The sequence below is a fragment of the uncultured Gimesia sp. genome (assembly GCF_937910335.1).
Lineage (GTDB): Bacteria > Planctomycetota > Planctomycetia > Planctomycetales > Planctomycetaceae > Gimesia.
In genome coordinates this window covers 1-5,372 of the sequence record NZ_CALEMX010000634.1, presented here as the reverse complement: position 1 = coordinate 5,372, position 5,372 = coordinate 1, and the positions used below count along the sequence as shown (strand labels likewise).

Below are 5,372 nucleotides of genomic sequence, written 5' to 3'. Positions count from 1 at the left end.
GTCGTATTGCTGGTTTCTGGTACAAGGTTGCCACCCATCCCCGCGTGGAAAACTTTACACTCAGCCAGGAAGAAATAGAGCAAGAGTTGGAGTTGAATCAACGATTTTTGAATCAGTATAAAAAAACACACGCCAACGAAAATGTTTTCAAAGAAAAACAAAAAGGATTTTCTGGATTACAACTTGGTATGCGACAGATTCGTAGCCAGGTCATGTTCAACGGACAAGCAGGAGAATCGGAGTCAGTTTTCCAAGGTATGGCTGAATCAATGAATCATCAGACTGCCGGTGAACCACTAGATAATCAGAAGTTTATCCAGAAACTAAAGGCGAACGCCACAGCTGCCGGCCGCCTGCTGTTGTTTCGCTACTTTGATTTTGATCTGCAACCTGGAGCGAGTTATAAATATCGCGTTCGACTCGTTGCCCGGAACCCGAACTATCAACGTCCGATCGAGCAGGTTCTTCTACCTTCAGTTGCAGAAGGTGAAATACGCACTACTCCCTGGAGTAATGAAACGGCAGAAGTCATCGTTGAGCAAGATGTCCACTATTTCCTCAGCGATGTACAACCACCCCGAGGAATTAACGGAACCACTGCAACTTTTGAAGTCTTCCAGTGGTATCCCGAGACGGGAACTACAATCCATAGCTCTCTATTAAAAACGCGGGTCGGCGAAGAAATCGGTGGTGAGAGAACCGCCGAACTCTACGACGTAGCAAAAGAAGAATACTCAAAAGATGCGAAAGTAAACTTTGACACTCAGAATTTTCTGGTCGACGCCATCCCGGCTCCAAGGTTTAACCCGGATGACCATCCTGATCTGAAGCTGCCTGCATCAAGACGGAAAGGGCCATCGATGATTTTACCTGAAGCAATTGTTGTCGATAATTTTGGTAATCTGAAAATGTCGTTTCATCCAGATACGAAATTATCAGAAACTAAAAAATACGAGCTTGCCAAAGATAGACTGATACGTGAGCGCAAAAGCCTGAAATGGGTCATTGATGCAACGGAAGCAAGAGAATCTGCACCATCGGCAGACGGTTTCGATGCAGGTGCGTTTGATGCCATCGGCGCTGCTGCACTTATGGATCCGGGAGCAGAAATGATGGGCCCCAAGAAAAAAGGTAAAAAAGGAAGATCCAAAAGAAACCCAATCAGTTTGCTGCCACAATAATTTAGTTACGAGAGCGCATCTCATTTTACCATAACGATTTTCATTCTATGATACTCGTTTCAAATGGTCTTGGAGACGCTGCAGCAAACCGGGGCTCAGTAAGCCGGGACACAGGCTGGATTTCACATAGAAGGGGGGAAGAGCAGGCCGTACTACTTCCCCCTTATTTTTTGATAATTTGATCATAGCTGATCTGTTATTGATGCATCCGTTTTTTCTGTGCCTGCGTTTAGATCTAAGGTTTCAAAGCATCAAGGCAAAATGTGTTTGAGACGAATCCCACTTCTTTGATGCGCAGGGAAATCAGAAACAGTTTGAGAACACGCTCCGAATGACCGTCAGTTTCTCAGGAGATTTGTCTAGCAGGATTCAGTCAACAGCACATCATCAGTTGACCCTAATAACAGCTCTCGCATTTCTGCGGCAATGAAAAAAGACCCTGTCACGCAAATTAGCAATTCCGATGTCGCACTCTCTTTTGCTCGTAACCAGGCATCAGCTGGACTGGCAGCGACAATGACTTCGGAATCATTTCCGGCTTCCTGCTGAATTGACCGGGTCAATTCAAACACTTCATCTACGGAAACACGACGCGGGTTAGATAAATATTGAGTAAGTATCACTTTCGAAAAATGTGGTAATAAAATCTCCAGCATTTCCCTGACATCTTTATCCCGTGTAGCAGCAAAGATCAACATACGATTCGGCTGCGAAAAACTCTCTTGCAACGTGTTGACTAATGCGTTGATTGATGCGCCATTGTGTGCCGTATCAATGATTACCATGGGGTTTTTCTGCACAACTTCAATTCGAGCAGGCCATTTTAATCGACGCATGCCTGTTCGCATTTGATCATTCTCAATACCCACCTCTTGATGTCTGATATAGTCCACTAACGTGAGGGCCAGCGCGGCATTGATCGCCTGATGTGTACCGAGCAAATTAACCGGCATATCATCAATCAACGACCAGGGAGTCTTGACCTGAATTTTCTGCAACGGAATATCAATTTGCTCCGAGCTATCCTTTAATAGTGGGTCATTCTTTCCATTTTCGGTGACCGGTTCCCAGAAGAATTCTCGATCCATCAGGTACAGAGGAGCTTGTTTCTCATCAGAGATTGCTTCCAGAACCGCAATCGCTTCTGGTTGTGTCACTGCACTAATGACAGGAACGCCGGATTTGATAATTCCCGCTTTTTCACCTGTGATTTGTTCAATCGTATTTCCCAGGAGTGCCGTATGGTCGTAGCTGATATTTGTAATCACAGTCGCTAGAGGTTCACAGATATTGGTCGAATCTAATCTGCCTCCCAGCCCCACTTCCATTACAGCATAATCAATCTGTTGCTGCCTGAAATGCATCCAGGCCAATGCGGTTGTCAATTCAAAAAAAGTAGGGTTCATTTTTCCAGGGCCATGATCCATCTGTTCGACAGCTTGCGCGATTTCCGTCACCAACGCAACCAGTTGCTCAGGTTCAATCTGACACCCGTCAATGAGAATTCGTTCTCTATAGTTTGTTACATGAGGTGATGTAAACAAACCAGTTCGATAGCCGGCAGCTGTCAGCATCTCAGCGATCATCGCCGAAGTTGAACCCTTACCTTTTGTGCCCGCGATATGAATGGTATCTACGCTGGCCTGGGGATTGCCGAGCAGCTTGAGAAGCTCGCGCATGCGGCCCAGCTTAAAGTCTTTGGTAGAATATTTACTACTCCCCATTCGTTCGTAATTGAGACGACCGAACAGAAAATCCAGACTTTCTTGATACTTTTCTGCCGAAACTCCCATGTCAGGCAGTTCCTTTTACATTATTAACGACAGATACATAACGAATTATTAAATGTCGAAGAAGATCTCAAAATTAATAGAACCAGATTTTCCAGTCAACTGCTCGATATTATAGCTAAGCACTTTCCGGATGTAGACCGTGAGATATATAATCACACGAAGAATTTTGCAACTGTTCCCAACATCATCTGACTGCAAGTGAGCCAAGAAAAATGAGTTCTTACACTGCCACCATCGTCCAGTTACTGGAATTTAACCGACTTATGACGTTGAAACTGCTTGAGGAAATTGCTCAAACAAAAGACCCAATCGCCGCACTGACATATCAACCTGGTCCTCAAAGAGCGCATATCGGCTGGCAAATCATGCATATCGCCATCACAGAAGAAGCGTTCGCGACGGAACGACTGCGCTCGACATCGTCTAAGTTAACAGACTGGTTCCCTCAGTTTCAAAAAGGGAGTGTTGCTGACAACAATCTTCCCGCTGTCGATGTCATACAATCGGTCCTGGCCCAATCTCGAGTGAACCTGCTGGACGCGATTTCCCAGATCACTGAAGAGGATCTTGACCTGATTCCAGACGGACTTACAGAAAGAGGCTGGACCAATCGGAGGGCGTTACAAATCCTATGCTGGCACGAAGCCCATCATCAGGGACAGGCTCACTTTTTATTCAATTCCTGGAAATCTAAACAATAAACGCCGTTAACAGGGTCTCTACGGACCCTTTTATGATCAGATCGCTCTTGACATATTTTCAACATCGTCGAAAATTACACCTTCAAATCAAATTTGCCCCTGCCTCTTCAGACGTCCAACCTGATCTTGATAGCTTCACTATCTTAATTGAAGGATCAGAATTATGAGTTCGATCAATCCTGGTGCAGTCAACTTGAGCAGTTCTTTCGCCGGCGCTCAGCGAAACGATGCCAGCGCCGATAAGCAGAAAGCGGAAGCGGCTCAGCAAAATATGGCGATCGACAAAAAAACAATGACCGAACATCAACTACAAGATGTCGGAGATACAGACAAATCTGGCGATCGTGATGCAGACGGGCGCATGCCATTCGGTCATGATGAAGCAGAGGAGCAGGGGACAGAATCCAGCGATCAAGCGAAAGAAGAAGACTCCTCAACACGCGCTCCGGATTCCACCGGTGAATTAGGCACGCATCTAGATCTTGATGCCTGAATTGTACTCGTGTGTCCGTGAGTTGAAATCCGATAGCTATTTCGACTGATTCAGAAAACCAAACAAGCTCTTTTTCTTTTTTGATGCGGTCTCTTCTTCAGAAGTAAGTGTTTCACCTCCGACACTGGCAGCAAGCCCCATTATCGTTCTGGTTAATTTCGCCTTGGGGGCCTGTACGATCAAAGGAACTCCGTTATTTCTGGACTCGACCATTGTTGCATAGTCGTTGGGAATTTGACAGAAAATATCACGGCCAATCGTTTCCAGAGCTTTGCTGATACTAATCTGCGTATCTTCCAGCCCAAGTCGATTCATTACCACTTTGATTTTTTCCGAAATATTTTCATTCGTGTCAAAATACTGTGAGAGACGAACGACGTTTCGCAGACAGGGTAAATCCAGCTGTGCGGCCAGTAATACCGAATCTGAGAGTTCCATAGCAGCCAAATCCAGGCTGTTATATGATTTACTGACATCGATCACCAGATGCGAAAAGGTTGCCCTTAAAAGTGCGATGATTCGCTTTAGTACTTCAGTAGTAATCTGCATCGACATATCCATCTGCACTGGTCGCGGCAATAGAAAAGCACCACAACTGTGCTTGGTCAGCGAGCGTTTTAGCAGCGAGTAATCGAGCCGCGAAATATTCTCTGCGACATCCTGAATCGTATAATCTGGAATAATATCCAACCAGACATCAGTATCGCCTAATGCCAAATCCAGATCGATCACTGCGACACTGTTTCGCTCGTTATGGGCCAGACAACAGGCCAAATTAATTGCCAATGAAGTGCAACCCACGCCTCCACTGACACCCGCTACCGTAATAACCTGGCTTGTCCGCGGCGCAGAATGCTCGCCATCTGATTGACCGGATATAATTTGAATGCGGTTTAAGGCTGACAGAAAATCTTCCAGTACGAGAGGGTATCCCAAAAATTCTTTGGCCCCATTTCGCATGGCCTTCAGAATCAGGCTGCCTTCCTGCGAACTACTTACCACGACGATACTGCAAGAAGGTAAATCCCGCGTGACCTGCGCGATCAAATTTAACGCCAGTTCCGGATCCGCATCCAGAGAGATTAAAGCAAGGTCTGGCTGTGTCTGGGACACGACATCAGAGAAGAATTCGTACCGACTACATTCCGCTTCAAGCCAGACCATATCAACACCAATCAGCATATTTTTCAGCTCATTGCGTGTT

The 5,372-nt window shown here is 45.8% G+C and carries 5 protein-coding genes; 3 read left to right on the top strand and 2 right to left on the bottom strand.

The annotated features are described in order from the left end of the window. Positions 1-1,181, top strand: a 1,181-nt coding sequence (locus Q0668_RS25760) for a hypothetical protein (protein WP_298869440.1), incomplete at its 5' end; no start/stop codon positions are given. 359 nt (positions 1,182-1,540) lie between these two features. Here Q0668_RS25760 and Q0668_RS25755 read toward each other — a convergent pair. Further along, the gene (locus tag Q0668_RS25755) at positions 1,541-2,974 is read right to left on the bottom strand and encodes a folylpolyglutamate synthase/dihydrofolate synthase family protein (protein WP_298869439.1); all 1,434 of its coding nucleotides are present in this window, start codon (positions 2,972-2,974) and stop codon (positions 1,541-1,543) included. 212 nt (positions 2,975-3,186) lie between these two features. Here Q0668_RS25755 and Q0668_RS25750 point away from each other — a divergent pair, with 212 nt between their 5' ends. Together Q0668_RS25750 and Q0668_RS25745 are read left to right on the top strand one after the other, a co-directional pair. Then, on the top strand, positions 3,187-3,675 hold the full coding sequence (locus Q0668_RS25750; protein ID WP_298869438.1) for a DinB family protein: 489 nt from the start codon (positions 3,187-3,189) through the stop codon (positions 3,673-3,675). Positions 3,676-3,838: 163 nt separating this feature from the next. Next, entirely contained in the window at positions 3,839-4,168 is a 330-nt protein-coding gene (locus tag Q0668_RS25745; RefSeq protein ID WP_298869437.1) for a hypothetical protein, read from the top strand. Positions 4,169-4,204: 36 nt separating this feature from the next. Here the strand turns inward: Q0668_RS25745 and Q0668_RS25740 are convergent. After that, the coding region (locus Q0668_RS25740) for an AAA family ATPase (protein WP_298869435.1) at positions 4,205-5,372 on the bottom strand (1,168 nt) is incomplete at its 5' end.